At 72.0% G+C, this 23,477-nt stretch carries 25 protein-coding genes; 13 read left to right on the top strand and 12 right to left on the bottom strand.

What is annotated here, in order from left to right; genetic code table 11:
- Nucleotides 1-96 precede the first annotated feature (96 nt).
- Complete coding sequence (locus J2X46_RS23595) at nucleotides 97-1,266, bottom strand: lytic murein transglycosylase (RefSeq protein WP_310254926.1); 1,170 nt, start codon at nucleotides 1,264-1,266, stop codon at nucleotides 97-99.
- Between the two features lie 179 nt (nucleotides 1,267-1,445).
- Between J2X46_RS23595 and hemL the strand changes: the two genes are divergently transcribed.
- From hemL to ccsB, 6 genes are read left to right on the top strand one after another with little or no spacing between them, the layout of a single operon-like run.
- Entirely contained in the window at nucleotides 1,446-2,774 is a 1,329-nt protein-coding gene (hemL, locus tag J2X46_RS23590) for a glutamate-1-semialdehyde 2,1-aminomutase (protein WP_310254924.1), read from the top strand.
- A gap of 1 nt (nucleotide 2,775) precedes the next feature.
- Nucleotides 2,776-3,453 (top strand): histidine phosphatase family protein, encoded by a 678-nt coding sequence (locus tag J2X46_RS23585; RefSeq protein WP_310254922.1) that lies wholly within the window; start codon nucleotides 2,776-2,778, stop codon nucleotides 3,451-3,453.
- A 38-nt stretch (nucleotides 3,454-3,491) separates the two neighbouring features.
- Nucleotides 3,492-4,016, top strand: a complete 525-nt coding sequence (locus J2X46_RS23580) for a TlpA disulfide reductase family protein (protein ID WP_310254919.1) — start codon at nucleotides 3,492-3,494, stop codon at nucleotides 4,014-4,016.
- Nucleotides 4,009-4,758: a cytochrome c biogenesis protein CcdA gene (locus J2X46_RS23575; protein WP_310254917.1), complete on the top strand. Its 750-nt coding sequence runs from the start codon at nucleotides 4,009-4,011 to the stop codon at nucleotides 4,756-4,758. The genes J2X46_RS23580 and J2X46_RS23575 overlap by 8 nt, the downstream gene beginning before the upstream one ends.
- Nucleotides 4,755-6,380 (top strand): cytochrome c biogenesis protein ResB, encoded by a 1,626-nt coding sequence (locus J2X46_RS23570; protein ID WP_310254915.1) that lies wholly within the window; start codon nucleotides 4,755-4,757, stop codon nucleotides 6,378-6,380. Before J2X46_RS23575 ends, J2X46_RS23570 begins: the two co-directional genes overlap by 4 nt.
- Nucleotides 6,377-7,411 carry a c-type cytochrome biogenesis protein CcsB gene (gene ccsB, locus J2X46_RS23565; RefSeq protein WP_310254913.1) on the top strand — a complete coding sequence of 345 codons (1,035 nt, stop codon included), beginning with the start codon at nucleotides 6,377-6,379 and terminating at the stop codon, nucleotides 7,409-7,411. The genes J2X46_RS23570 and ccsB overlap by 4 nt, the downstream gene beginning before the upstream one ends.
- On the opposite strand, the gene J2X46_RS23560 is transcribed toward ccsB, so the two are convergent.
- Nucleotides 7,325-7,513, bottom strand: a complete 189-nt coding sequence (locus J2X46_RS23560; RefSeq protein ID WP_310254911.1) for a hypothetical protein — start codon at nucleotides 7,511-7,513, stop codon at nucleotides 7,325-7,327. The two genes, ccsB and J2X46_RS23560, sit on opposite strands and share 87 nt — an antisense overlap.
- Nucleotides 7,514-7,549: 36 nt before the next feature.
- On the opposite strand from J2X46_RS23560, the gene J2X46_RS23555 reads away from it, so the two are divergent.
- Together J2X46_RS23555 and J2X46_RS23550 are read left to right on the top strand one after the other, a co-directional pair.
- Nucleotides 7,550-7,813: a DUF4229 domain-containing protein gene (locus J2X46_RS23555; RefSeq protein ID WP_310254909.1), complete on the top strand. Its 264-nt coding sequence runs from the start codon at nucleotides 7,550-7,552 to the stop codon at nucleotides 7,811-7,813.
- Between the two features lie 11 nt (nucleotides 7,814-7,824).
- A complete protein-coding gene (locus tag J2X46_RS23550; RefSeq protein WP_310254908.1) occupies nucleotides 7,825-8,913 on the top strand; it encodes a DNA glycosylase AlkZ-like family protein in 1,089 nt (362 codons plus the stop codon).
- Here the strand turns inward: J2X46_RS23550 and J2X46_RS23545 are convergent.
- The 8 genes from J2X46_RS23545 to J2X46_RS23510 form a co-directional block, all read right to left on the bottom strand.
- Entirely contained in the window at nucleotides 8,900-10,156 is a 1,257-nt protein-coding gene (locus tag J2X46_RS23545) for a GNAT family N-acetyltransferase (RefSeq protein ID WP_310254906.1), read from the bottom strand. The genes J2X46_RS23550 and J2X46_RS23545 overlap by 14 nt on opposite strands.
- A gap of 40 nt (nucleotides 10,157-10,196) precedes the next feature.
- Nucleotides 10,197-10,640 (bottom strand): DUF1707 domain-containing protein, encoded by a 444-nt coding sequence (locus J2X46_RS23540; protein WP_310254905.1) that lies wholly within the window; start codon nucleotides 10,638-10,640, stop codon nucleotides 10,197-10,199.
- Between the two features lie 67 nt (nucleotides 10,641-10,707).
- On the bottom strand, nucleotides 10,708-11,580 hold the full coding sequence (locus J2X46_RS23535) for a 1,4-dihydroxy-2-naphthoate polyprenyltransferase (RefSeq protein ID WP_310254904.1): 873 nt from the start codon (nucleotides 11,578-11,580) through the stop codon (nucleotides 10,708-10,710).
- A complete protein-coding gene (locus tag J2X46_RS23530) occupies nucleotides 11,577-12,947 on the bottom strand; it encodes an MFS transporter (protein ID WP_310254902.1) in 1,371 nt (456 codons plus the stop codon). The genes J2X46_RS23535 and J2X46_RS23530 overlap by 4 nt, the downstream gene beginning before the upstream one ends.
- Nucleotides 12,948-13,108: 161 nt before the next feature.
- A complete protein-coding gene (locus J2X46_RS23525; RefSeq protein ID WP_310254901.1) occupies nucleotides 13,109-13,258 on the bottom strand; it encodes a hypothetical protein in 150 nt (49 codons plus the stop codon).
- Nucleotides 13,259-13,286: 28 nt separating this feature from the next.
- Complete coding sequence (locus J2X46_RS23520; protein WP_310254899.1) at nucleotides 13,287-13,628, bottom strand: DUF1801 domain-containing protein; 342 nt, start codon at nucleotides 13,626-13,628, stop codon at nucleotides 13,287-13,289.
- Between the two features lie 10 nt (nucleotides 13,629-13,638).
- Nucleotides 13,639-13,926 carry a DUF1330 domain-containing protein gene (locus J2X46_RS23515; RefSeq protein ID WP_310254896.1) on the bottom strand — a complete coding sequence of 96 codons (288 nt, stop codon included), beginning with the start codon at nucleotides 13,924-13,926 and terminating at the stop codon, nucleotides 13,639-13,641.
- Between the two features lie 29 nt (nucleotides 13,927-13,955).
- Nucleotides 13,956-15,233 carry an MFS transporter gene (locus J2X46_RS23510; RefSeq protein ID WP_310254894.1) on the bottom strand — a complete coding sequence of 426 codons (1,278 nt, stop codon included), beginning with the start codon at nucleotides 15,231-15,233 and terminating at the stop codon, nucleotides 13,956-13,958.
- A gap of 37 nt (nucleotides 15,234-15,270) precedes the next feature.
- On the opposite strand from J2X46_RS23510, the gene J2X46_RS23505 reads away from it, so the two are divergent.
- From J2X46_RS23505 to menD, 3 genes are read left to right on the top strand one after another with little or no spacing between them, the layout of a single operon-like run.
- The gene (locus J2X46_RS23505; protein ID WP_310254893.1) at nucleotides 15,271-16,284 is read left to right on the top strand and encodes an AMP-binding protein; all 1,014 of its coding nucleotides are present in this window, start codon (nucleotides 15,271-15,273) and stop codon (nucleotides 16,282-16,284) included.
- Nucleotides 16,284-17,225: an o-succinylbenzoate synthase gene (locus tag J2X46_RS23500; protein WP_310254892.1), complete on the top strand. Its 942-nt coding sequence runs from the start codon at nucleotides 16,284-16,286 to the stop codon at nucleotides 17,223-17,225. Before J2X46_RS23505 ends, J2X46_RS23500 begins: the two co-directional genes overlap by 1 nt.
- Nucleotides 17,222-18,841 (top strand): 2-succinyl-5-enolpyruvyl-6-hydroxy-3-cyclohexene-1-carboxylic-acid synthase, encoded by a 1,620-nt coding sequence (menD, locus tag J2X46_RS23495; protein WP_310254890.1) that lies wholly within the window; start codon nucleotides 17,222-17,224, stop codon nucleotides 18,839-18,841. Before J2X46_RS23500 ends, menD begins: the two co-directional genes overlap by 4 nt.
- 39 nt (nucleotides 18,842-18,880) lie before the next feature.
- Here the strand turns inward: menD and J2X46_RS23490 are convergent, their stop codons facing one another.
- On the bottom strand, nucleotides 18,881-20,080 hold the full coding sequence (locus J2X46_RS23490; RefSeq protein WP_310254889.1) for a glycoside hydrolase family 16 protein: 1,200 nt from the start codon (nucleotides 20,078-20,080) through the stop codon (nucleotides 18,881-18,883).
- Between the two features lie 134 nt (nucleotides 20,081-20,214).
- Here J2X46_RS23490 and J2X46_RS23485 point away from each other — a divergent pair, with 134 nt between their 5' ends.
- Nucleotides 20,215-20,850: an MBL fold metallo-hydrolase gene (locus tag J2X46_RS23485; RefSeq protein ID WP_310254888.1), complete on the top strand. Its 636-nt coding sequence runs from the start codon at nucleotides 20,215-20,217 to the stop codon at nucleotides 20,848-20,850.
- Between the two features lie 35 nt (nucleotides 20,851-20,885).
- Here the strand turns inward: J2X46_RS23485 and J2X46_RS23480 are convergent, their stop codons facing one another.
- Nucleotides 20,886-22,127, bottom strand: coding sequence for an isochorismate synthase (locus tag J2X46_RS23480; RefSeq protein ID WP_310254886.1), 1,242 nt, complete (start codon nucleotides 22,125-22,127; stop codon nucleotides 20,886-20,888).
- A gap of 142 nt (nucleotides 22,128-22,269) precedes the next feature.
- Between J2X46_RS23480 and J2X46_RS23475 the strand changes: the two genes are divergently transcribed.
- On the top strand, nucleotides 22,270-23,421 hold the full coding sequence (locus tag J2X46_RS23475) for an AMP-binding protein (protein ID WP_310254883.1): 1,152 nt from the start codon (nucleotides 22,270-22,272) through the stop codon (nucleotides 23,419-23,421).
- Nucleotides 23,422-23,477 lie beyond the last annotated feature (56 nt).

Genomic DNA, 23,477 nt, shown 5'->3' with positions numbered 1-23,477 from the left:
GCCGGACTGGCTCCACTTCTACAATCACCACCGGATCCACTCCGCAATCGGCGGCACGCCCATCAGCAGGAACAACAACCTGCCTGGACATCACACCTAGGGGTTCATCAGGCGGTCGATGCACGCGTTGAGGGCGGGCAGGTCGAGCTGGGAGATCCCGCTGGCGAGGCACTGGGCCTGCGCCTCGAGGTAGGTCAGCGGCTGCGTGATGGTCGTGGGGACCGGCACCGGCGGGAGCGTCGCGCTCGTCGTCGGGATGATGGTGGGCAGCGTCGTCGGGTTCTTGGTCGGCGTCGGGGTCGGCGACTGCGTGGGGGTCGGCGTCTGGGTCGGCGTCGGGGTCTGCGTGGTGGTGGGCGTCTGCGTGGGGTTCTGCGACGGCGTGGGCTTGGAGGTGGGCGTGTGGTCGGTCTTGCCGCCCTTCCCTCCCTTGCCGCCCTTGTCCGGGTTGCTGCTGCCCGTGGCCGTCTCGTCGGGGAGGATCAGGCCGGAGGTGCCGGTGGACGTCGGGACGGCGCTGAAGTCGCCGTCCATGTAGGCCTGCATGATCTCCAGCACCAGGTCGACGTAGTCGTTGGAGTGGTTGTAGCGGTATACCGCGGCGCGCTGGCCCTTCTCCGCGGACAGGTCGTCGTCGCCCGAGCAGAGGTAGACCGCGGTCGCGAGGGCCGCGTCGTCGATGTCCTGCGGGTTGCGGGTGCCGTCGCTGTCGCCGTCGACACCCACGACCGACCAGGTCGAGGGGATGAACTGCATCGGGCCCACCGCGCGGTCGTGGCGGGTGTCGTTGTCGTACTGCCCGCCGTCGGTGTCGGCGATGTCCTGGGTGTTGTTCTTGCCGTTGAGGGCGACGCCGTAGATGCCGGGGTGGGCCACGCCCTGGTCGTCGAGGGCGTTGCCGCCGAAGCGGCCGTGGTCGGACTCGACGCGGCCGATCGCGGCGATCAGCTCCCACGGGAGGTTGCAGCCCTTGTCGGCCTGGTTGATCACGGCCTCGGCGCGCTGGTAGGCGGCGAGGGCCGCCTGGGGGATGCTGCTGGCCGAGCCGGGGGTGAGGGCGGCGGCGCGGCTGACCGCGTCGCCCACGCTCGCGGGTGCCTCGATGGCGGCGGTGGGGAGCACGGTGCCGTCGGGGAGCGTGCCGGACCCGTCGGGGTCGGCGCTGGCGGACGAGCCCACGCCTGCCAGGCTCGCGGTCCACGCAGCTGAGAGGACGGCGAGCGGAATGATCGCGGTCGCCCGGTGAAGCCGGCCGGAACTCGACATGTCGTGCATCTCCCCTAGGTCATCTGCAGCCATGATGCCCCTCCGGGCACAGGCGAAACAGTCAACGAGTGAACACAGTCACAAGTTACGGTCGGGTCACTTAGTGGTTCGGAGCACATCCGCGGACCGGATTTCACGCCGGTTGGGGATGCCTTGCACGACTACGTGACAATGACCCGGTGACCCCCGCGACGACCACCTCCACCACCGCGGCCAGTGAGGCGCTCTTCGAGCGTGCGCGCGCCGTCACCCCGGGAGGCGTGAACTCGCCCGTCCGCGCGTTCAACGCGGTCGGCGGCACCCCCCGCTTCATCACCTCCGCGTCCGGCGCCTGGCTCACCGACGCCGACGGCAACGACTACGTCGACCTGATCTGCTCCTGGGGCCCGATGCTGCTCGGCCACGCGCACCCCGACGTGCAGGCGGCCGTCGCCGGTGCCGTCGCGCGCGGTACGTCGTACGGCACCCCGACCGAGCCCGAGGTCGAGCTCGCCGAGGAAATCGTCGCCCGCACGCCCGTGGAGCGGGTCCGCTTCGTCTCCTCGGGCACCGAGGCCACGATGTCGGCGATCCGGCTGGCACGCGGGGCGACTGGCCGCGACCTCGTCGTCAAGTTCGCCGGCTGCTACCACGGCCACGTCGACGCGCTGCTCGCCGAGGCAGGCTCCGGTGTCGCCACGCTCGCCGTGCCGGGCACCAGCGGCGTCCCGGCCAGCTCAGCGGGGGAGACGCTCGTCCTGCCCTACAACGACCGCGCGGCGGTCCTCGAGGCCTTCGAGGCCCACGGCCCGCGGATCGCGTGCCTGATCACCGAGGCCACGCCCGGCAACATGGGCATCGTCCCGCCGGCGCCCGGCTTCAACGCCTTCCTCGCCGAGACCTGCCGTGCGAACGGTGCGCTCTTCATCAGCGACGAGGTGATGACCGGCTTCCGCGCGACCGCGCAGGGCGGGTGGGGCCTCGACGGCGCCATCGAGGGCTGGACGCCCGACCTGATGACCTTCGGCAAGGTGATGGGCGGCGGCTTCCCCGCGGCGGCCTTCGGCGGCCGGTCCGAGCTGATGGCCCACCTCGCGCCCGAGGGCCGCGTCTACCAGGCCGGCACGCTGTCCGGGAACCCCGTCGCCACCACCGCCGGCCTCACCACGCTGCGGCTCGCGACGCCCGAGGTCTACGCCCACCTCGACGCCACGGCCCAGACGATCCGCACCGCCGCCTCCGAGGCGCTCACCGCGGCCGGCGTGCCGCACACGGTCCAGACCGCCGGCACGATGTTCTCGGTCTTCTTCCGCGACAGCCCGGTGCACGACTTCGCCGAAGCCAGCACGCAGGACACGTCGGCCTACGCGGCGTTCTTCCACTCGATGCTCGCGCAGGGCGTCTACCTGCCCCCGTCGGCGTACGAGGCGTGGTTCGTCTCCGCGGCGCACGACGAGCGGGCGGTGTCGACCGTCCTCGACGCGCTCCCCGCGGCCGCGCTCGCGGCCGCCACGGCAGGAGGTCACTGACATGGGTGTGCAGACGACGGTCCACCTGCTGCGCCACGGCGAGGTGCACAACCCCGAGGGCGTGCTCTACGGCCGCCGCGACGGCTTCCACCTCTCCGACCTCGGCAACCGGATGGCGCAGCGAATCGCGGAGAAGATCGGCGACCGCGACATCACCCACATGCGTACGTCGCCGCTGGAGCGCGCACAGGAGACCGGGGCGCCCCTCGCGTCGGTCCGCGGCCTCACGCCGGTCGTCGACCCGCGGGTGATCGAGTCGTCCAACGCCTTCGAGGGCCTCAGCTTCGGCGACGGCGCGATGACGATCATCAAGCGCCCGCACCTCTGGCGACACCTGTACAACCCGCTGAAGCCGTCGTGGGGCGAGCCCTACGACGAGATCGCCGGCCGGATGGTCGCCGCGATCCACGACGCACGTGACGCCGCGCGCGGCCACGAGGCCGTGATCGTGTCCCACCAGCTGCCGATCTGGACCACGCGGCTGTTCCTCGAGAAGCGCAGCTACCTCCACCACCCCAAGAACCGCCAGTGCACCCTCTGCTCGCTGACCAGCGTCGTCTTCGACGACGACCGGATGACGCAGGTGCGCTACTCCGAGCCCGCCGGCGACCTGATCCCGGTCGGCGACCGCTCCGCCCCGTTCTCGGCCGGTGGCGCTGCGCAGGAGGACCGGCCCTGAAGCTCCTCCGCTCCAACGTCTGGCCCGTCGTCGCCTGCGTGCTCGTGCTGACGGGCTGCACGAGCCTGTCCGGCACCGGCGACAAGGGCTACATCACCGGCACCGGTGTGCCGGTCGAGGTCGTCGCCAAGGACCGCGGGAACCCGGTCGAGCTCTCCGGCACCGACCTCGACGGCAAGCCCGTCGACCTGAAGGACCTGCGCGGCAAGCCGGTCGTGGTCAACGTCTGGTGGTCGCAGTGCCCGCCGTGCCGGGTCGAGCAGCCCGACCTCAACGACGCCTACGACGAGCTCGGCGACCAGGTCGCGTTCGTCGGCATCAACATCCGCGACTCCTCCGTCGACGCCGCGCGGTCCTACGTCCGCGGCTTCGAGGTGCCCTACACCTCGATCTACTCCGCCGACGGGTCCGCGCTGCTCCCGTTCGCCGGCACGCTCAACCCGCGCTCGATCCCGAGCACGGTGGTGCTCGACGACAAGGGCCGGATCGCGGCTTCCGTCAACGGGCGGGTGCCGACCACCCAGACGCTGGTCTCCCTGGCCGAGAAGGTCATCGATGAGTGAGTGGTTCCAGGAGACGGCCCTGTCGGGATCGCTGATCCTCGCGCTGCCGGTGGCCCTGCTCGCCGGGCTGATCTCCTTCTTCAGCCCCTGCGTCATCCCGCTGCTGCCGGGCTACCTGTCGTACGCCACCGGGCTCTCGGGTGCCGACCTGGCCGACGCGAGGCGCAGCCGGATGGTGACCGGTGCGGTGCTCTTCGTGCTCGGCTTCTCGGTGGTGTTCGTGCTGCTCGGCAGCCTCACCGGCGCGGCCGGCGCGTGGCTGTTCACGCACACCCGCCAGCTCAACGTGGTGCTCGGCGTGCTGACGATCCTGCTCGGCGTCGCCTTCCTCGGGTGGTTCGGCTTCCTCCAGCGCGACTGGCGCATCCACAAGGTGCCGGCCGTCGGGCTGGCGGCCGCGCCGCTGCTCGGCTTCCTCTTCGGCGTCGGCTGGACGCCCTGCGTCGGCCCGACCCTGGCCGCGATCAACGTGCTGTCGGTCAACGAGGCGACGGCCGCTCGCGGCGCCGTGCTGTCCGGCGTCTTCGCGCTCGGGCTCGGGCTGCCGTTCATCGCGGCGGCGCTGGCCTACCGCCGGATGCTGCGGGCCTTCGCGGTCATCCGCCGCCACCAGGTGCTCATCGTGCGCCTCGGCGGCGTGATGATGATCGTCGTCGGCATCCTGCTCGTCACCGGCTGGTGGGACCGCATCGTCCAGTGGCTCCAGCTGCAGGTCGTCCAGGGATTCACGGTGCCGCTGTGACCCAGCTCGACCGCCGTCCCGCCGACGACCGGCAGGCCACGCCGCTGCCCAACGACCTCAACGCGCGCGAGCTCGCGCGCTGGAGCTGGCGCCAGCTCACGTCCATGCGCACCGCGCTCGTGCTGCTGCTCCTGCTCGCGCTCGCCGCGATCCCGGGCTCGGTGATCCCGCAGGAGGACATCGACTCGCTCGCGGTCACCCAGTGGCGGGAGAACCACCCCAACCTGGCCCCGATCTGGGACCGGCTCGACCTGTTCTCGGTCTACGGCTCGGTGTGGTTCTCCGCGATCTACATCCTGCTGATGATCTCGCTCGTCGGCTGCATCCTGCCGCGCCTGTTCGTCTACGCCCGCGCCCTGCGCGCCAAGCCCCCGAAGGCGCCCCGCAACCTCTCGCGCCTGCCCGAGCACGCGTCGTACGAGACCGACGAGGACCCCGACGACGTGCTGGCCCGCGCCGCACGGACGTTGCGCAAGCGGCGCTACCGGGTGGTGCGCCTCGACGGTGGGGACTCGGTCGACGCCGAGCGCGGCCACCTCCGTGAGGCCGGCAACCTGGTCTTCCACCTCGCCGTCATCGTCGTGCTGGTCGGCGTCGCCGTCGGCAGCCTGTTCGGCTACAAGGGCGGCGTCATCATGTTCGTCGGCAAGGACTACGGCTTCTCGAACAACCTCACCCAGTACGACGACTTCGCGCCCGGCAGCCTCTTCGACCCGACGGTGATGGAGCCGTTCAGCTTCAGCATCGACAGCTTCGACGTCAACTGGATCACCGATCGCGAGAACCCGCGCTTCGGCATGGCCCGCAAGTTCGTCTCGCACCTCGACTACACGACCGAGCCCGGCGCGAAGACCCAGGAGTACGACCTCAAGGTCAACCACCCGCTGTCGGTCGGCGGCACCGAGGTGTTCCTGATCGGGCACGGCTACGCCCCGGTCATCACCATCCGCGACGGCGACGGCAACATCGCGCAGTCCGGTCCGCAGGTGTTCCTCCCGACCAATGCGCAGACCTTCGAGTCCTTCGGCGTGGTCAAGGCGGCCGACGCCAAGCCCACGCAGATCGGGCTGGAGGGCACCTTCTACCCGACGTTCTCGCTGGGCAAGGACGCCGACGGCAACCTGTCGATGCCGGCCTCCGCGTTCGGCAACGCGATCGACCCGCTCGTGTCGCTGTTCGCCTACACCGGCGACGTCGGCCTCGACGACGGCACCAGCTCGTCGGTCTACGTCCTGGACAAGACCAAGGCGAAGCAGGTGATGAAGGCCGACGGCCAGCCCTTCCGGATGGACCTGCGTCCCGGCGAGACCGTGAAGCTGCCCGACGGGCTCGGCACGGTGACCTTCGACGGCCTCCAGCGGTGGAACAAGATCCAGATCAGCCGCACCCCGGGCAAGCTCGTCGCGCTGACCGGCGTCGTCGTCGCGCTGCTCGGCCTGCTCGGCTCGCTCTTCGTGCGCCCGCGCCGGCTGTGGGTGCGCGCCCGCCGCCGCGACGACGGGACCACACTGGTCGAGGTCGCCCGCCTCGACCGCTCCTCCGGGGGCGACCCGGAGACCGGCCGCGACGAGCTCGATGCGATCGTGGCAGCACTGCGACAGGACCGAGAGGCAGCACCATGACCGACCTCCAGTGGGAGACCCTCAGCAACCAGGGCGTGGCCGCGGCGGGCGTGGTCTACTTCCTCGCCCTGCTGGCGTACGCCGTCCAGTGGGCGGCGCTGCGCGACGTCCCGGTCCGGCAGGCGGTCGCCGCAGGCGGCGGCGCCCCGGTCCTCGAGGTCGAGGACGAGCAGAAGGCCGACCGGGTCGCGATGACCGGGCGGCTCGGCGTGCTGCTCACCGCCATCGGTGCCCTCGCCCACTTCGTCGCGCTGGTCGGCCGGGGCATGGCTGCGGACCCGAACCGGGTGCCGTGGGGCAACATGTACGAGTTCACCCTGACCGGCACCTTCGTGGTGGTCGCCCTGTTCCTCGCCACCACCAACCGCTGGCGGCTCTCCTGGCTCGGCCCGATCGTGGTGGGCTTCGTCCTCTGCGTGCTGCTGGCCGACGTGCTGTGGCTCTACGAGCCGGTCGCGCCGCTCACCGAGGCGCTGGAGTCCTACTGGCTGGTGATCCACGTCGTCGCGGCGTGCATCGCGACGGGCGCCTTCACCCTCGGCGGTATCACCTCGATCCTCTACCTGCTCAAGGCCCGCTCGTCGAAGGAGACCGGCTACCTCGCCCGGCTGCCCGAGCTCGCCTCGCTCGACCGGATCGCCTACCGGATGCACGCCTTCGGCTTCCCGGTGTGGACCTTCGGGGTGCTGATCTCCGGGCCGATCTGGGCGCACCAGGCGTGGTCGTCGTACTGGAACTGGGACCCCAAGGAGGTGTGGGCGTTCATCACCTGGGTGGTCTACGCCGCCTACCTCCACGCCCGCGCGACCGCGGGCTGGCGCGGTCGCAACGCCGCGATCCTGGCGCTGGTCGGCGTCGCGACGCTGTGGTTCAACTTCATCGGGATCAACTTCTTCAGCACCACCAGCCAGCACTCCTACGCCGAGGGTGCCGGGCAGGAGCGCTCAGTCGTCCTCCGGGTCGCGGCGGCGCCGGTCGAGGCCGCGCAGGAAGTCCGGGTCGTCGTCGGGCCCGATCACGCGTGGGCGTGACGACCCGCCGTCGTCACCGTCGCCGATCCGCCTGAGGGCCACCCTCACCAGCACCCACACGACGAACGCGATGACGGCCACCACGAGCAGGACCTTCAGCATTCCTCCAATGTAGACCCGCCCACCTAGGCTGGTGTCGTGAAGGAGTTCGTGGTCTACACCCTCATGCGGATCGTGCTGTTCCTCGCCTCGTTGGCGCTGGTGATCGGCGTGATGGCGCTGGTCCTCGACGGCCAGGTCCACCTGTTCTGGGCGGTCGTCCTGGCGTTCCTGATCTCGGGCGTGGCGTCCTACTTCATCCTCGAGCGGCAGCGCGAGGCCTTCGCCCAGCGGGTGGAGACGCGCGCGGCCAGGGCCTCGGCCGCCTTCGAGGCGCGCAAGGCCCGCGAGGACGAGGACTGAGCCGACCCGCCATGGCGATCCCGGCCGTCTCCCGGTCGCAGGCGCTCGCGTGGCGGCTGCGCCGGCAGCACCTGGTCGCGGGTGCGGCCGACGCCGTGGAGGTCGTCCGCACGCTCGCTGCGGTCTCCGTGTTCGGCAGCGACCCCGACCTGTCCGTACGCCGCCGGCTCGCCGACCCGGGTGGGCCGGGGGAGGTGCAGCGGGCCCTGACCGACGGGCGGCTGCTGCGCACCTTCTCGTTCCGCGGCTCCGTGCAGGTGATGGCGCCCGAGACCGCCGGCTGCTACCTCGCCGTCCGCGCGGCCGGACGGCAGTGGGCGTTGAAGAGCTGGGTCGAGCACTACCGGCTCGCGGCCGACGACTGGCCCGACCTCCGCGAGGTCGTGCGGGACGTGGTCGCCGACGGTCCCGTGCCGCCGCAGGCCGTCGCCGCCGCCCTCGACGGGCACCCGCGCTTCGGCCACCTCGCCGCGGAGTTCTCCGAGCCCAACATCACCCTCATCAAGCCGCTGTGCTGGCAGGGCGACGTCGTCCTCGGCCCCGACCTCGGCGACCGGCTGATGCTGCAGAGCCCCGAGGCCACGCTGGGCTGGGCGGGTATCCCGCCGCTCGACGAGGCCGGTCCGCGCACCGTCCTCGACTACGTCGCCGGCTACGGTCCGACGACGCCCGAGCACCTGACGTACTGGCTCGGCGGCGGCCTCAGCGCCGGCCGCTCGCGCCTCACGCGGTGGTGGGCCGAGGTGCAGGACCGGCTGGCCGAGGTCGACGTCGAGGGCGAGCGGCGGTGGGTCCTCGCCGAGCACGTCGCCGAGCTCGTCGACGTACGGCCTGAGGGGCACGTGGCGCTGCTGCCCGGCAAGGACGACTGGGTGATGGGGCCGGGCACCAAGGACGTGTGGGTCGTGCCCGCCGGGCACCGCACCGCGATGACGCGCGGGGCGAACCCGGTGGTCGTCGACGGGGTCGTGCACGGCACGTGGACGGTCGACGAGGAGGCCGTGACCGTGACGTGCCCGCTCTCCGGCGACGCGGCCGACGCGGAGGTCGCCCGGCTGTCCACCCTGCTCGGCAGGACTCTGGCGCTCAGAACCCCGTGAGGTTGTACGCCGGCTCGCTGAGCTCGGCCATCGCGGCGAGGCGCGCCACGGCCTCGTCGGTGCCCTCGAGACGGCCCGCGTGGTGGAGGCGGGCGACCTCGACCGCACTGAGGTAGAGCGAGGCGAGCGTCTCCGCGCTCAGTCGTACGTCGGCGGGCGCGTCCGTGGGGGACACCTCGGCCGCGCCGTCGCGGGTGGTGACCTCGAACCGGCCGGCCGCGTGGCCCTGTGCGTCGTCGACCTCGAGGACGACGGTGCCGTCGGCGGCCCAGGGCCGGGCGACCAGGCAGCGCGGGACGTCGAGCAGCCGCAGCCAGAGGAACTCCTCGATCTCGGTCGTCTTCACGCGGTTCATGTCGGTGAGCGCCCAGACCAGGGGGTCGTCGGGGTGGAACAGGTTGAAGGTGACCTTCTTGATGCGGTCGGTGTGGGCGAGGAACGACCAGAACGCGAGCTGCGCCTCGGGCGTGAGGGCGACCATCTCGTCGATCTTGATCGAGTAGTCCTCGCCGTGCTTGAAGAGCACGAACCCGTCGACCTGGCCGCTCGCGTCGAGGTGGACCGCGGCCCGGATCTTCTTGTTGGCCCCGCCGCTGTTGAAGTCGAACGCACCGGTGTGCATGTCCTCGTAGGGCGAGGGCCACTCGACCGAACCCCGCTGCCGGGCGTGGAAGGTGTCGAAGACCGGCTTGACGTACTGCCACGCCTCGGCCGGCTCGACCAGCTCGACCCGGCCGGTGTCGGTGAACGAGCGGAGCGCGAAGCCGGGGGTCGTGTCGACCTCGACGCCGGTGCGCAAGGTGGCCGGGCCGAAGCCCCAGCGGCCGTAGATCGTGGCCTCCGAGGCGGTCAGCGCGGCCATCGGGACGCCTGCGGCCACGGCGTCCGTCAGGTCGTCCTCGATGAGCCGGCGGAGCAGCCCCTTCCGGCGGTGGGTGGCGCTCGTGGTGACGTCGGTGATCATCCGCAGCGGCAACAGCTCGCGGCCGGCGTTGAGGGTCTTGTCGAAGCTGGCATAGGTCGCCACCGGCATCGGGCCGGCGCCGAACTCGCCCTCCGGCAACCACGCCCCGCGGACGATGACGTGGTCGGCGCGGTAGTGACGTACCCAGCGGTCGATCAGCTCGTCCTCGGGCCGGTCCTCGCGGAAGCCGCGCAGCACCGAGCCGATCCAGCCGCGACGGCGCGCGACCGCGTCCTCCAAGTCGTCGCTGAAGTCGAGGATCGCGAAGTCGTAGTCCACCCGCTCCACGCTAGTGAGGTGGGCGGTGCGGGGCCACGGATTATCGACCGGGCAGGAAGGACCGGCGCGTGCCGTCGGGCTTGGGGTGCGCCCAGCGGTGGAGCGCGAACAGGCTGGGGCCGAAGATCACCAGGAAGAAGATCCCGCCGATGTGGTCGCCGACGTCGTCACCGCCCAGGAGGAGGGCGACGCCGATCAGGAGGAACGGCGCCGTGAAGAGGGCCACGACCCAGAAGACCACCTTGCGGGCGGTGCTCATGCCGGAGACCACGGCGGTCGGCAACGCGGGCAGCACGAGACCGGTCAGCACCTGGTCGAGGTCGCCGTAGGTGCGGGCCGCCAGCGCGCGCGTGGACCGGTCGGCGTGCTCGTCGGGCGTGAGGCGGCCGTCGGCGAAGGCCTCGTTGAGGAGGGTGACGACCGCGTCCCGCTCGGCGTCCGTCGCCAAGGTGTTGGCGCGCGGGTCGACGTACTGCTGGGACATGCCCCAAGGGTCGCACGCAGCCGGCATCTTCGCGTCCGGAACGCGCGAGTCAGGCCGGTCGGGTCGCTCAGGCCAGCAGCAGCGGCACCGCGACCAGGACCGACCAGACCAGCTCGGACGCGCCGGAGCCGGCGAGGACCGGGATCAGGGCGGGGCCGGTCGCCCCGGTGAGGACCGCCCGCGTGGGCGCGGCGGCGCGCGCCAGGAAGCCGAGCCCGACCAGCGCCCACCACGTCGTGGCGGCCGCGACCGCGACCACGGCCGCGGCCGCGACGAGGACGAGGAAGGCGTAGAGGTAGCGGGTGCGCTCGTCGCCCAGCCGGACCGCGAGCGTGCGCTTGCCGGCGATCGTGTCGGTGGGGATGTCGCGCAGGTTGTTGGCGACCAGGATCGCGCAGGCGAGGGCGCCGACGCCGATGCCGGCGTAGAGGGCGGCCCACTCCCAGGTCTGCGTCTGGACGTAGGTCGTGCCGATGACGGCGACCAGGCCGAAGAACACGAAGACCATCACCTCGCCGAGGCCGAGGTAGCCGTAGGGCTTCTCGCCGCCGGTGTAGAACCAGGCGGCGACCACGCAGACGGCGCCCACCCCGACCAGCCACCAGGCCGTGGTGGCGGCGAGGACCAGACCGGCCACCGCGGCGACGCCGAAGGCGGCGAAGGCGGCGGTCTTCACCGCCCGCGGCGTGGCCGCGCCGGAGCCGACCAGGCGCATCGGCCCGACCCGGTCGGCGTCGGTGCCGCGGATGCCGTCGGAGTAGTCGTTGGCGTAGTTGACGCCGACCTGCAGCGCCAGGCTGACCACGAGCGCGAGGGCGGCCTTCCACCACACGAGCCCGTCGACGTACGACGCCACGGCGGTGCCGGCGAGGACGGGGGCGACGGCGGCAGGGAGGGTGCGCGGTCGGGCGCCGGCGATCCAGTCAGCGGATGAGGTCACCCGATGGATTCTGGCAGCCCGTCCAGGGGCGACATGCCGCCGGGCTCGGCCGGCTGCTCGACGACCGGCGGACCGACCGGGGCGGTGTCGACGTCGTGCGCTGCCGCGTCGGCCAGCACGTCGGCCGGCACGTGCTCCTCGAGGAAGCGGCGCGCCATCGCCGTGGACGGGTGCAGGCCCGCTGCGGCGACGACGATCAGGCCGGCGATGACCAGCCAGCCGACCGAGCCCCAGTTCATCGCGAGGAAGGTGAAGGCGGCCGGCGCCCAGACCCGGCCGAGGGTGCCGGCGAGCTCGGCAGCACCCTGGTACTCGCCCCGGCGGCGCGGGTCCATCAGCTCGGCCTCGAAGGTCCAGCTCGCGGCCGAGAGGTAGAGCTCGGCGCCGGTCAGGGTCACGTGGCCGAGGAAGAAGAGCAGGATCGTCCAGATGCCGACCGTGTGGTGGGTCGAGAGCGTGATCACGCAGGAGATGACGAAGAAGACCGTCGAGAGACGGATCGCGCGCAGCGCGGTGGTGACGTCCTTGACGCCGCGGGCCGCGGCCATCGGCAGCACGATGCACATCACCGTGTTGGTGCCGAAGAGCAGCGACAGGATCACCCACGGGGCGTCGGTCTTGTCGACCAGCCACAGCGGGATGACGATGTTGAGGATCACCTGGTTGGTCCAGAGCACGCCGTGGAAGAAGCTCGAGACCAGCCAGCCGAGGTTCTTCATCGGGCCGGGGCCGGGGATCTGGACCTTCCGCTCCTCCGCCGTGCGCATGTCGTGCGACGCGTCGGGCAGGCGGGTGACGTTGAAGGCGTTGAACAGGAACACCACGCAGGTGAACAGCGGCATGATCATCAACAGCGTCAGCGACTCCGGCCCGAGCGCGATGATGCCGAGCAGCGAGCCGAGCGTGAAGCCGACGTTGAGCGCGGAGTACATGTAGGCGCGCGACTTCACCCGCTCGTGGGGTGGCAGCACGTCGATCGTGTACGCCCCGTGCGCGACGCCGCCGAGCGCGCCGACCACCTCCATGACCACCGCCATCGTGACGTAGCCCTGGAAGCTGTCGATGAACGGCCAGACGGCGAACATCGCGCCCTGGCCCGCCGAGCTGATCGCCCAGCAGCGCTTCGCGCCGAGACGGTCGACGACGCGACCCATCGGGTAGGCCGCGATGAACTGGGCGACGCCCGCGATCGTGAGGCCGAGGCCGACCTGGACGACGGAGAGGCCGACGACCTGGGTGAAGAACACCGCCGACCCGGCCATGAACGTGCCCTCGCCGAGTGCGAAGAGGAGCGACTGCGTCGCCAGCCGTCCCGCCAGCGGTGAGGGAGGAGTGGCCTGCTGCTTGAAGGTCGACACGATGCTCATCGGGAGACATTCTGAGCCGTCGGTACGACATCCGTCCCGCGATTTTCGAGGATCTCTTTACTTTGTGACCTCGCCCTCAGTGTCGGGTTTGAAGGTGGCGGCGCACGACATCGATTCGGGCCCTCGAGGTGTCGTACGCCGCCACCTTCGCGGCGGCCGCGCTAGGGCCGTTCGTCCTCGTCCGAGTCCCCACGCGCCATCCGGCGGGTGTCCCGCTCGATGCCGCGGGCCCGCCGCTTCTCGAACAGGAGGATGGCGACGACGACCCCGGCGACGACCACCAGGGTGGCGACGAGGCGGAAGACGTCCATCGCCCCACGATGCCACGGGTGCGCACGCTCAGGAGCGGTTGAGCTCCACGGCCTCGCGGACGAGCGCGACGAAGGCGGTGCGGTCGAGCGACTCGCCCTCGACGACGTCGACGGCCCGGCGGGTCCCGGCGTCGAGGCTGGCGTTGAAGATCCCGGTGGGGTCGTCGAGCGAGGCGCCCTTCGCGAAGGTCGCCTTCACCTTGTCCTTGTAGGTCTCGACGGTGCAGATCAGGCCGTCGGCGGAGAAGGTCGGGACGCCGTCGGGGTTGGAGGCCTTGCGCCACTTGGCCTCCTCGACGACCTCGGGGACGGCCTCCTCGACCATCGACCGGATGTCGTCGACGACCTGCGCGCGCCAGTCGTTGCTCATGGCGAGGCCCCTACGCGCCGGGGACGACGCGCATGTCGCGGTCGGCGCCACCGTCGAGCGCGCGGAGCGCCTCCTGGTAGGCCTCGCTGTCGTGCGCAGCGACGGCCGCCTCGACGGACGGGAACTCGATGACGACGGTGCGGGTCGCCTCGCCCTTCTCGAAGGTCGCCTCGGGCAGGCCGCGCACCAGGAAGCGGCCGCCCGCCCCGGTCAGCGCCGGCGCGGCGAGGACGGCGTACGCCGCGACCTTCTCGGGGTCGTGCACGGCCTTGTAGGTGGTGATCCAGTACGCAGTCATGCCGGCGAGCCTACGGCGCGGGTGGAGCCTCAGGCCGCCGAGCCGTGGCGCGCGAGATAGCGCTCGGCGGCGCGGGCCGAGGGGCCCATGGTCAGCGTCGCGACCACGCAGATCGACGCGATGGTCACCCAGCCGAGGGCGCCGTGCTCCATCGCGAGGAACGTGAAGAGGGCCGGTGCCCAGACGGAGCCGAGGGTGCCGCCGATGTGGGCGGCGCCCTGGTACTCCGCGCGCTGGTCGGCGTCGGTCAGCTCGGACATGAAGCCCCAGTGACCGGCGGACTGGAAAAGCTCCGCGCCCGTCACGGTGACGTGGCCGAGCCAGACCAGGAAGATCGTCAGCCAGCCGATCGTGTCGTGGGTGACCAGCACGATGGCGCAGGAGAGCACGAAGAACCCCGCAGAGATGTACGACGCCCGCAGCGACCGCGCGACGGAGTCGACCCCGCGCGCGGCGGCCACCTGCAGCAGCACCGCCATCACCGTGTTGGTGCCGAACAACCAGGCGAGCAGCACCCGCGGGGCGTCGGTCTCCTCGACCAGCCAGAGCGGGATCACGATGTTGAGCAGCACCTGGTTGGTGCCGAGCACCCCGTCGCCGGTCATCAGGGCGAGGAACGCGCGGTTCTTCAGGGCGGCGGGCTTGATCACCGCCTCCTCCGCGGCGACCGGCTCCCGGGCCGGCGGGTCGGGCAGCCGGGTGATCCAGAAGGTGTTGGCCATCAGGACCACGGCGGTGAGGATCGGCACGGCCCGCACCACGGCGTCGCTGTTGGTCGCCAGCGCCAGGCCCCCGATGAGCGCGCCGAGGGTGAAGCCGATGTTGAGCGCGGCCCGCATGAAGGCCTGCGACTGCACCCGCTCCTCGCGCGTGAAGATGTCGATCGTGTAGGCGCCGCGGCCGCTCCAGCCGGCCTGGCTGACCACCTCGAGCAGCACCATCATCACGAGGAAGGCCGCGAAGCCGTGGATGAGCGGCCAGACGAGGTAGAGCAGCGCGGTGCACCCGGCGCCGATCGCCCAGATCCGCTTCGTGCCGACCTTGTCGGCGAGCTTGCCTGCGGGCACGGCGAAGAAGAAGGACGCCACGCCGGCGACGGTGAGGCCGATGCCGACCTGCGCGGCGGACAGCCCGACGATCTGGGTGAAGAAGACCGCCGAGCCGGTGATGAAGGTGCCCTCGCCGATCGCGAAGAGGATCGACTGCACCGACAGCGACCGGGCGAGCGGGCTCGGCGGCAGCTGCCGCTGGAACCAGCTGGGCCGCGGCTCTGCGCGAGGCCCCGCCTGCTCGTCCGTCTCCTCCATCGCAGCCCATCGTGGCAGAACGGATAGCGTGGGTCGCGTGAGTTTCCTGCGGCCCTCCGACGAACCCGCGGTCGCGATCCGGCAGCTCGGGCAGTGGCTGGAGGCCGACGATCCGGCGCCCCTGCTGATCGAGACCTCGGGGTCCACCGGCAAGCCGAAGGGCGTGGTGCTGCAGCGTGACGCGGTGGTCGCCAGCGCCGAGGCCTCCGCACGCCGGCTGCAGGGCTCGGGCCGCTGGCTCCTCGCGCTGCCGTCGTCGTACGTCGCCGGGGTGCAGGTGGTCGTCCGCTCGCTCCTCGCCGGCCACGCGCCCGTCGTCGTCGACGGCCTCGCGATCGCGCGCGCCTCCGCGGGGCAGGGGACCGACACCTTCGTCTCGCTGGTGCCGACGCAGCTGCACCGGATCCTCGACGACCCCGTCCAGATCGCCGCCCTCGCGGGCATGCACACCGTCCTGGTCGGCGGCGGCGGGCTCGACGCCCGGCTGCGCGCCCGCGCCGAGCGGGAGGGCATCCGCGTCGTCGTCACCTACGGCTCGTCCGAGACCGCCGGCGGGTGCGTCTACGACGGCCGGGCGCTCGACGGCGTGCAGTTGGCGATCGACGACACCGGCCGGGTCCGCATCGGCGGGCCGACCCTGTTCAGCCACTACGACGCCGACCCCGGGCTCACCGCGGAGTGCCTCGTCGACGGCTGGTTCCTCACCTCCGACACCGGGGCCCTCGACGAGACCGGCCGGCTGCGGATCACCGGCCGCATCGACGACGTGGTGATCAGCGGAGGCGTGAAGATCGCCGTCCCCGCAGTGGCCGAGCGGCTGCGCGCGCACCCGCTCGTCGACGACGCCGAGGTGGTCGGCGTGCCCGACGCCGAGTGGGGGCAGCGGGTCGTGGCCGTCCTGGTCGGCACCGCGCCCGACCCCGAGCTGCGCGACTGGGTCGCGACGGTCCACCCGCGCTCGTGGGCGCCGAGCCGCTTCGTGTGGGTCGAGGAGCTGCCGCGGCTGCGCAACGGCAAGGTCGACCAGCAGGCCCTCCGGGCGGCGCTGTGATGCACGTCTTCTCGATCCCGCTCCGCACCCGGTTCCGCGGCATCACGGTGCGTGAGGGCGTGCTGCTGCGCGGCGACGCCGGCTGGGGCGAGTGGTCGCCCTTCCTGGAGTACGACGACGTGGTCGCCCGACCCTGGCTGGCCTGCGCCCGCGAGGCGGCCGACCTCGGCTGGCCCGAGCCGCTGCGCGACCGGGTGCCGGTCAACGTCACCGTGCCCGCGACGGATCCCCAGCGTGCCCACGACATCGTGCGCGCCGGCGGGTGCCGCACCGCCAAGGTCAAGGTCGCCGAGCGCGGGCAGACCCTCGCCGACGACGTCGCCCGCCTCGAGGCGGTGCGCGACGCGATCGGCCCCGACGGGCTGGTCCGGATCGACGCGAACGGTGCGTGGGACGTGGACGAAGCGGTCGCCGCCATCGCCACCCTCGACCGCGCCGCCGGCGGCCTGGAGTACGTCGAGCAGCCGGTGATGGACGTCGAGGACCTCGCCGTCGTACGACGCCGGGTCGACGTCCCGATCGCCGCCGACGAGTCGATCCGCCGGGCCGAGGACCCCTACCGCGTGCGAGACCTCGAGGCGGCCGACATCGCGGTTCTCAAGGTCCAGCCGCTCAGCGGGGTGCGCGCGTGCCTGCGCATCGCCGAGGACATCGGGCTGCCCGTGGTGGTGTCGAGCGCGGTCGAGTCGAGCGTCGGGATCGCCGCAGGCGTCGCCCTCGCCGCGGCCCTGCCCGAGCTGCCGCACGCCTGCGGGCTGGCCACCGTCCAGCTGCTCACCGACGACGTGGTCGCCGAGCCGATGCTGCCCGTCGACGGCATGCTTCCGGTGGTGCGCCCCGACGTCGACGAGGGCGCCCTCGCCCGGCTCACCGCCGCCCCGGGCCGGGTGGACCACTGGGCCCGCCGGTTCGAGGACGTACGGCAGGATCGCTCCTCGTGACCAACCCGTCGACCGAGCTCGCCCGCACCGCCGTCACGGCCCTCCGCGGCGCCGGCGTCCGCGAGGTCGTCGTCGCCCCCGGGTCGCGCAACGCACCGCTCTCCTTCGCGCTGTACGACGCCCAGCGACCGAGCACGCCGACCGAGCCGGGCCTCCGGCTGCACACCCGCATCGACGAGCGCACGGCCGCCTTCCTCGCGCTCGGCCTGGCGAAGGTCAGCGGGCGCGCCGCGGCCGTCACCTGCACGTCGGGCACGGCCGTGGCCAACCTGCTGCCCGCAGTCGTCGAGGCGGCCCACGCCGGGGTTCCGCTGGTCGTGGTGACCGCCGACCGGCCCGCCCGGCTGCGGGGGACCGGCGCCAACCAGACCACCGACCAGGACGGCATCTTCGGCACCTTCGCCCCGACGCTCGACGTCGCGGCCGCCGACCTCGACGAGCTGCTCGGTTTCCTGCGGACGCACGACGGGCGACGTCCGGTCCACCTCAACCTCCAGCTCGACGAGCCGCTCCTGCCCGACGACGGCGGCTGGGTCGTCGGCGAGGCGCCGACGTGGGCGGTGCCGGCCGTCGGTGAGGCGATGGAGCGCCTCGTCCTCGACCGCGGTCCGCGCACCGTGGTGGTCGCCGGGGACGACGCCGGGCCACCTGCCCGCGTGCTCGCGGAGAAGGCCGGCTGGCCGCTCCTGGCCGAGCCGTCCAGCGGCTGCCGCACCGGGGACGGCGTGGTCCGCACCTACCGCCTGCTCCTCGCCGGCGAGCTCGGCAGCCGCGTCGAGCGGGTGGTGGTCTTCGGCCACCCGACGCTGTCGCGGCCTGTCTCCCGCCTGCTGGCCCGCGACGACGTCGAGGTGGTCTCCGCACGGCCCCGGGGCATGTGGCCCGAGCGTCCGTTCACCGTCGCGCGCGAGGTCGACCAGGTCGACGTCAGCGGGCCGGACGACCCCGCCTGGGCCGAGGAGTGGCGCACGGCCGACCGGCGCGTCTCGCGCGACCTCGACGCCCTGCTCGCGGCCGAGCCCGACCTGACGCCGTACGAGGTGGCGGGGGCGGTGAGCCGGGCGCTGCCGCGGCGCGGGCTGCTGTTCGTCGGCGCCTCCAACCCGGTCCGCGACCTCGACCTCATGGTCGCCCAATACGAGGTGGGCGGGCGGCGCAAGGTGATCGCCAACCGCGGCCTGGCCGGCATCGACGGGACCATCAGCTCCGCCATCGGCGCCGCGCTCGGCCGGCCCCAGTCGTCGCGGGCGATCGCGCTGATGGGCGACGTGACCTTCCTGCACGACACCACCGGACTGGTGGTCGGCCCCCGCGAGGAGCGGCCCGACCTCACGATCGTGGTGGTCAACGACGACGGCGGCTCGATCTTCGCGACCCTCGAGCAAGGGGCGCCGGAGCACGCCGACCGCTTCGACACGCTCTTCGGCACCCCGCACGGCGTCGACCTCGCCAGCCTGTGCGCGGCGTTCCGGGTGCCGCACCTGCGGGTCACCAGCCTGCCGGAGCTCGAGCACGCGCTGTCGTCGCCCAACGGCGGCATCGAGGTCGTCGAGGCCCGGGTGCGCCGCGACAACCGCGGCGACCTCGACAAAAGAATCCGCGCGCTGGCCCCCTGAGGGGCCAACGCGCGGATCGTGGTGTCTAGCCGGTGCGGGTCAGGAGACCGGGGTCTCCCACACGCGCACCCAGTCGACGTACATGCTCTGCGGCAGCTTGGAGTCCTTCATCTCCAGCGCCTCGTAGTCCGAGGCGAGGAGGCTGAGGATGAGGTACTGCTGGGCCTTCGACACGCGGGCCGAGGTGCGCCAGGTCTCCTTGCCGTCGATGTACATCGCGATCGACTTGGGCGTCCACTGGACCGAGAACACGTGGTAGTTCTTCGACCAGCCGTCCTTCTTGTTCTTCAGGTAGGTGGTCGAGTTCTTGATCCAGGAACCGGTCTTGATCAGGCGCTGGCCCTTGTACCAGTGGATGAAGCTGGTGAGGCCGCCCTGCGGGTGCTTGTCACCGAAGTACTCGATGACGTCGATCTCGTGGCCGTCGCTGCCGGGGTGGTTCTCACCGACGGGCTGCAGCCAGAAGCTCGAGTGCTGGCCCTGCATCTTGTGCATCTTGATGCGGGCGGCAGCGACGCCGTAGCGGAAGGTGAAGGCGTCGCGGGTGCCGACGTGGCCGTTGAGGCGGTAGGAGATCTTCTTCTTCTCCTTGCGCGACTTCGCCAGGCACTTGCCCGAGCGCGTCTTGTCCTTGATCACGGACAGGCGCAGGGTTCCGCCGCCGACCTTGACGGCCGACGGGTCGCCCTTGGAGCAGTAGCGCTTGCTCGTGGGCTCGTAGTCCTGGCCGCGCATGCTCCAGTACGGCGACAGCGTGCTGCCGGAGAACTCGTCGGAGAAGGTCGGCGTGAGCCAACGGCTGGTGTCAGCCGTCGAGCTGGTGACCTTCTTGAGTCCCTTGTACTTCTCGGCGGTCACGCGGTAGGTGAGCGCCTGGCCCCCCTTGGAGACCACGGCGGAGAAGTAGGCGCGGCCGGACTTCTCCTGCTTGGCCTTGCCGACCTTCTTCCACGACGAGCCGTTGAGCTGCTCGAGGACGACCTTGCGGCCGACCTTCACGGGCTTGATGGTGGCGGTGACGGCGGCCTTGGCGCTGTTGGCGCTGGCGGGGCGGCGGCCCTGCTGGACGATCTGGGGCAGCACCTCCAGCGAGATCTTCTGGCCGGCCTTCTGGCGCACGGACGTCGACGCGGCCGGAGCCGTGGAGTCAGTGGCAGAACCGGACTCGGTCATCAGAAGCATTGACGCCGGCAGGAGCAGCGCGGCGACGCTGCCTGCGATCACGCGGCGTGCGGACATGAGAACTCTCTTTCGAGTCGGGTGCGGTTTGCTTTCCCCCAGGGCACTCCACCCGTCGGAGGCGGGCCCACCATAACCGCGCGCACCACGCGTCACGCATTCGACAGGCATTTTCGGCGGCATAGTCTGGTGACATGCGCATCACCAAGTTCGGCCATGCCTGCGTGCGGATCGAGGCGGACGGACGGGTCCTGGTGCTCGATCCGGGGGTGTTCACCGACGCGAGTGCGCTCGACGGGGCCGACGCCGTGCTGATCACCCACGAGCACGCCGACCACGTGCACCCCGACCACCTCCGCGGTGGCGACGCGCCGATCTGGACGATCGCGGCCGTGGAGCGCCGACTGCGCGAGGAGGCGCCCGAGGTGGCCGAGCGCGTCACCGTCGTGGGTCCCGGCGACCGGCTGGAGGTCGCGGGCGTCTCCGTCGAGGTCGTCGGCGAGAAGCACGCGGTGATCCACCCCGACTACGACCGATTCGACAACTCCGGCTACCTCCTCGAGGCCGGCGGCCGCAGCCTCTACCACCCCGGCGACTCGCTCACGGTGCCCCCGCGGGCCGTCGACGTGCTGTGCGCCCCGGTCAGCGCCCCGTGGCTGAAGGTCTCCGAGGCGGTCGACTTCGTCCGCGAGGTGGCCGCGCCCACCGCGCTCGCGATCCACGACCGCGTCTACAGCGACATCGGGCTCGACATGGTCGCCGCACACATGGCCAACCTGCTGCCCGACGGGGTCGGCTTCGAGCGCCGGCAGCCCGGCGAGGACCTCTGAACCACTCGGTGGTCGAGTAGCGAGCGTATCGAGACTCAGCCCGCCTCGAGCGCGTCGCGCACCGGCACGAACTTCGCCTGCGACTCGGCCAGCTCGGCCTCGGGGTCGGAGCTGGCGACGATGCCGCAGCCGGCGAAGAGGCGCACACCGCTCTCGGTGACCATCGCCGAGCGGAGCGCGATGCCCCACTCGCCGTCGCCCGAGGCGTCCATCCACCCGACGGGGCCGGCGTACCGGTCGCGGGGCATGCCCTCGATCTCGTCGATCAGTCGGGTGGCGGCGGGAGTCGGGGTGCCGCCCACGGCGGCCGAGGGGTGCAGCGACTCGGCCAGCTGGAGGGAGGTGGCGACGTCGTGGACGACGCCGTTGACGTCGGTGGCCAGGTGCATCACGTTGGGCAGGTGCAGCACGAACGGCGCCTCTGGGACGTTCATTGACGAGCAGTGCGGCTCGAGCGCGTCGGCGACCGAGCGGACGGCGTACTCGTGCTCCTCGAGGTCCTTCGACGACCGGGCGAGCGTGGCGGCGAGGGCGAGGTCGCGCTCGTCGTCGCCCGTACGACGGATCGTGCCCGCCAGCACGCGTGAGGTGACCAGGCCGCGCTCGCGCCGCACCAGCATCTCGGGCGTCGCGCCGAAGAGGCCATCGACGTGGAAGGTCCAGCACATCTCGTAGTGCTCGGCGAGGCGGCGCAGCGGCCAGCGGACGTCGAGCGGCTCGTCGGTGGTCGCGATGAGGTCGCGCGCCAGCACGACCTTCTCCAGGTCGCCGGCGGAGATCCGGGAGACGGCCTCGGCGACGACGGACATCCACTCCTCGCCGTTGCGGGCGCCGTCGGAGAAGGTGAGGCCGACCGGGGGCCGGGGAGCGGTCGCCGGCTCGAGCGCGGGCGCGTCGACCGAGACGGTGGTCAGCCACGTGCGGTCGCCGCGCCGGCCGACCACGACCTGCGGGATCACCAGCACCGAGTCGCCCGGCTCGTCGGCGAAGGCGAACGCCCCGAAGCTGACGAGGCCGGTGCCCGGCTCGCCGACGCGGTCGTCGACCTCGGCGCGGGCGACGGTCTCGGCCCACCACTTGACCGCGTCACTGAAGCGCGTCGGTCCCGACGTGTCGAGACGGGCCGCGACGCCCCAGCCGACGAGGCCCTCGCCGCGGCGCAGCCAGCTGACGGGCTGCTGCTCGGGCAGCAGGTCGAGGAGGGGGAGTTCGGCCAGGTCCACCGGGACGGTGCGCACGACGAGCGGCGGGGTGGAGGCGGACGCGGGGATCGTCACGAGGGGAGAGCGTACGCCGCGCGATCCAGCGCTCGTGAACAACATCGGCAATCCGCGAACAGGAGCGACGTGGATCACCTAGGTTGCGGCGGTACACGACATCCGGAGGAGCCCGCAAGTGTCTGTTCAGGAATCGCCTCTCGTGCGCCTGGAGCGTCACGCGCGCAACCGCGCCCTCGAGGTCGCGGTGGCCGAGCAGCAGGGCCAGGCGTGGGTGTCGCTGACGTGGAACGAGCTCTACCGCCGGGTCATCGACGGCGCCGCCGGGATGATCGAGGCGGGCGTGAACCCCGGCCAGGTCGTGGTGATCCGCGTTCCCACCGGCATCCGCCAGCTCGAGCTCGAGCTCGCCACGCGGGTGGCCGGGGCCGTGCCCCTCCTGCTCCCCGACCACATGGACCCGAGCGAGGTGGGCCGGCTCCTCGACGAGATCGAGGTCCGCCTCGTCATCGTCGACCACGAGAGCCGCCTGGCGCTCCTGCGCCGCGCGGGACTGATGGACGCCCAGCTCTTCGAGTGCGACGACCGCTCGTGGGAGCGCCTGCGCGGCATGGGGCTCGACCGCCGCAAGCGGCAGCCCGACATCCTGCGCTGGGTCGACACCGTGCGGGCCGGCGCTCCGTCCAGCGCCGTGCTCGGCCTGCCGCGCGAGAAGTCCCAGGCGTGGCTGTTCCGCCCCGAGTCGTCCGGCACGCTGTCCGACCTGGTCGCCGACGACGTCGTGCTGCTCACCGGCGAGGCCACCGACCGGTTCACCACCGTCGTGCGCGACGCCCACCTCACGTCGGGCTGCCAGCTCGTGTGGGTGGAGCGGCCCGAGCTGCTGGAGGCGGCGCTGGCCCTGTTCTCGCCCACGCACGTGCTGCTCGACCACGTCGCCGCCCGGGTCCTCGAGGACCTGATGGTCGCCGGCCGTGTCGACGGCAAGCCCTGGCACGAGACGCCGCAGGAGGTCCTGGAGGCCACCTCGGCCCGGGTCGCCGAGGCGCGGCTGACCTCCAAGACCAAGAAGCTGGCGGAGGCCGTCTCGGCGCTCGCGCCGTGGTGGGGCGGCCGCGTGCGCGTCCTCGTCCTCGACACCCGCGTGAACCGCACCATCAGCGGACTGGCGAAGACCTTCGGCTTCAAGATCGGGCGCATCGCGCACCACCCCGCGGTCAAGCTCGACCTGGCCCGCGAGCACTCGGTGGTCGCCGTCCCGACGGCACCCACCGTCGAGCTCCCGGACACGATGCTGCCACGTCGCGGGGGGCGCAACGGGCTTGACTCGGCCTTCAGCCTGTCCGGCTCCTAGCCACCCGCGGAACCCCCGATGTGACGGGCGTCCCACCCCTTGGGACGTACCACAGG

Origin of the sequence: Nocardioides sp. BE266 (assembly GCF_031457855.1) — a bacterium.
In the GTDB taxonomy this organism is placed as follows: domain Bacteria; phylum Actinomycetota; class Actinomycetes; order Propionibacteriales; family Nocardioidaceae; genus Nocardioides.
The sequence above is the reverse complement of the archived record's forward strand: the minus strand, read 5'-3'. Positions and strand labels throughout refer to the sequence as shown.

Coding starts and splice junctions, on each gene's coding strand:
- J2X46_RS23595 (WP_310254926.1), bottom strand. CDS start 1,266: ATGTCGAGTTCCGGCCGGCTTCACCGGGCGACCGCGATCATTCCGCTC.
- J2X46_RS23585 (WP_310254922.1), top strand. CDS start 2,776: ATGGGTGTGCAGACGACGGTCCACCTGCTGCGCCACGGCGAGGTGCAC.
- J2X46_RS23575 (WP_310254917.1), top strand. CDS start 4,009: ATGAGTGAGTGGTTCCAGGAGACGGCCCTGTCGGGATCGCTGATCCTC.
- ccsB (WP_310254913.1), top strand. CDS start 6,377: ATGACCGACCTCCAGTGGGAGACCCTCAGCAACCAGGGCGTGGCCGCG.
- J2X46_RS23560 (WP_310254911.1), bottom strand. CDS start 7,513: ATGCTGAAGGTCCTGCTCGTGGTGGCCGTCATCGCGTTCGTCGTGTGG.
- J2X46_RS23550 (WP_310254908.1), top strand. CDS start 7,825: ATGGCGATCCCGGCCGTCTCCCGGTCGCAGGCGCTCGCGTGGCGGCTG.
- J2X46_RS23540 (WP_310254905.1), bottom strand. CDS start 10,640: ATGTCCCAGCAGTACGTCGACCCGCGCGCCAACACCTTGGCGACGGAC.
- J2X46_RS23530 (WP_310254902.1), bottom strand. CDS start 12,947: ATGAGCATCGTGTCGACCTTCAAGCAGCAGGCCACTCCTCCCTCACCG.
- J2X46_RS23525 (WP_310254901.1), bottom strand. CDS start 13,258: ATGGACGTCTTCCGCCTCGTCGCCACCCTGGTGGTCGTCGCCGGGGTC.
- J2X46_RS23520 (WP_310254899.1), bottom strand. CDS start 13,628: ATGAGCAACGACTGGCGCGCGCAGGTCGTCGACGACATCCGGTCGATG.
- J2X46_RS23515 (WP_310254896.1), bottom strand. CDS start 13,926: ATGACTGCGTACTGGATCACCACCTACAAGGCCGTGCACGACCCCGAG.
- J2X46_RS23510 (WP_310254894.1), bottom strand. CDS start 15,233: ATGGAGGAGACGGACGAGCAGGCGGGGCCTCGCGCAGAGCCGCGGCCC.
- J2X46_RS23500 (WP_310254892.1), top strand. CDS start 16,284: ATGCACGTCTTCTCGATCCCGCTCCGCACCCGGTTCCGCGGCATCACG.
- J2X46_RS23490 (WP_310254889.1), bottom strand. CDS start 20,080: ATGTCCGCACGCCGCGTGATCGCAGGCAGCGTCGCCGCGCTGCTCCTG.
- J2X46_RS23485 (WP_310254888.1), top strand. CDS start 20,215: ATGCGCATCACCAAGTTCGGCCATGCCTGCGTGCGGATCGAGGCGGAC.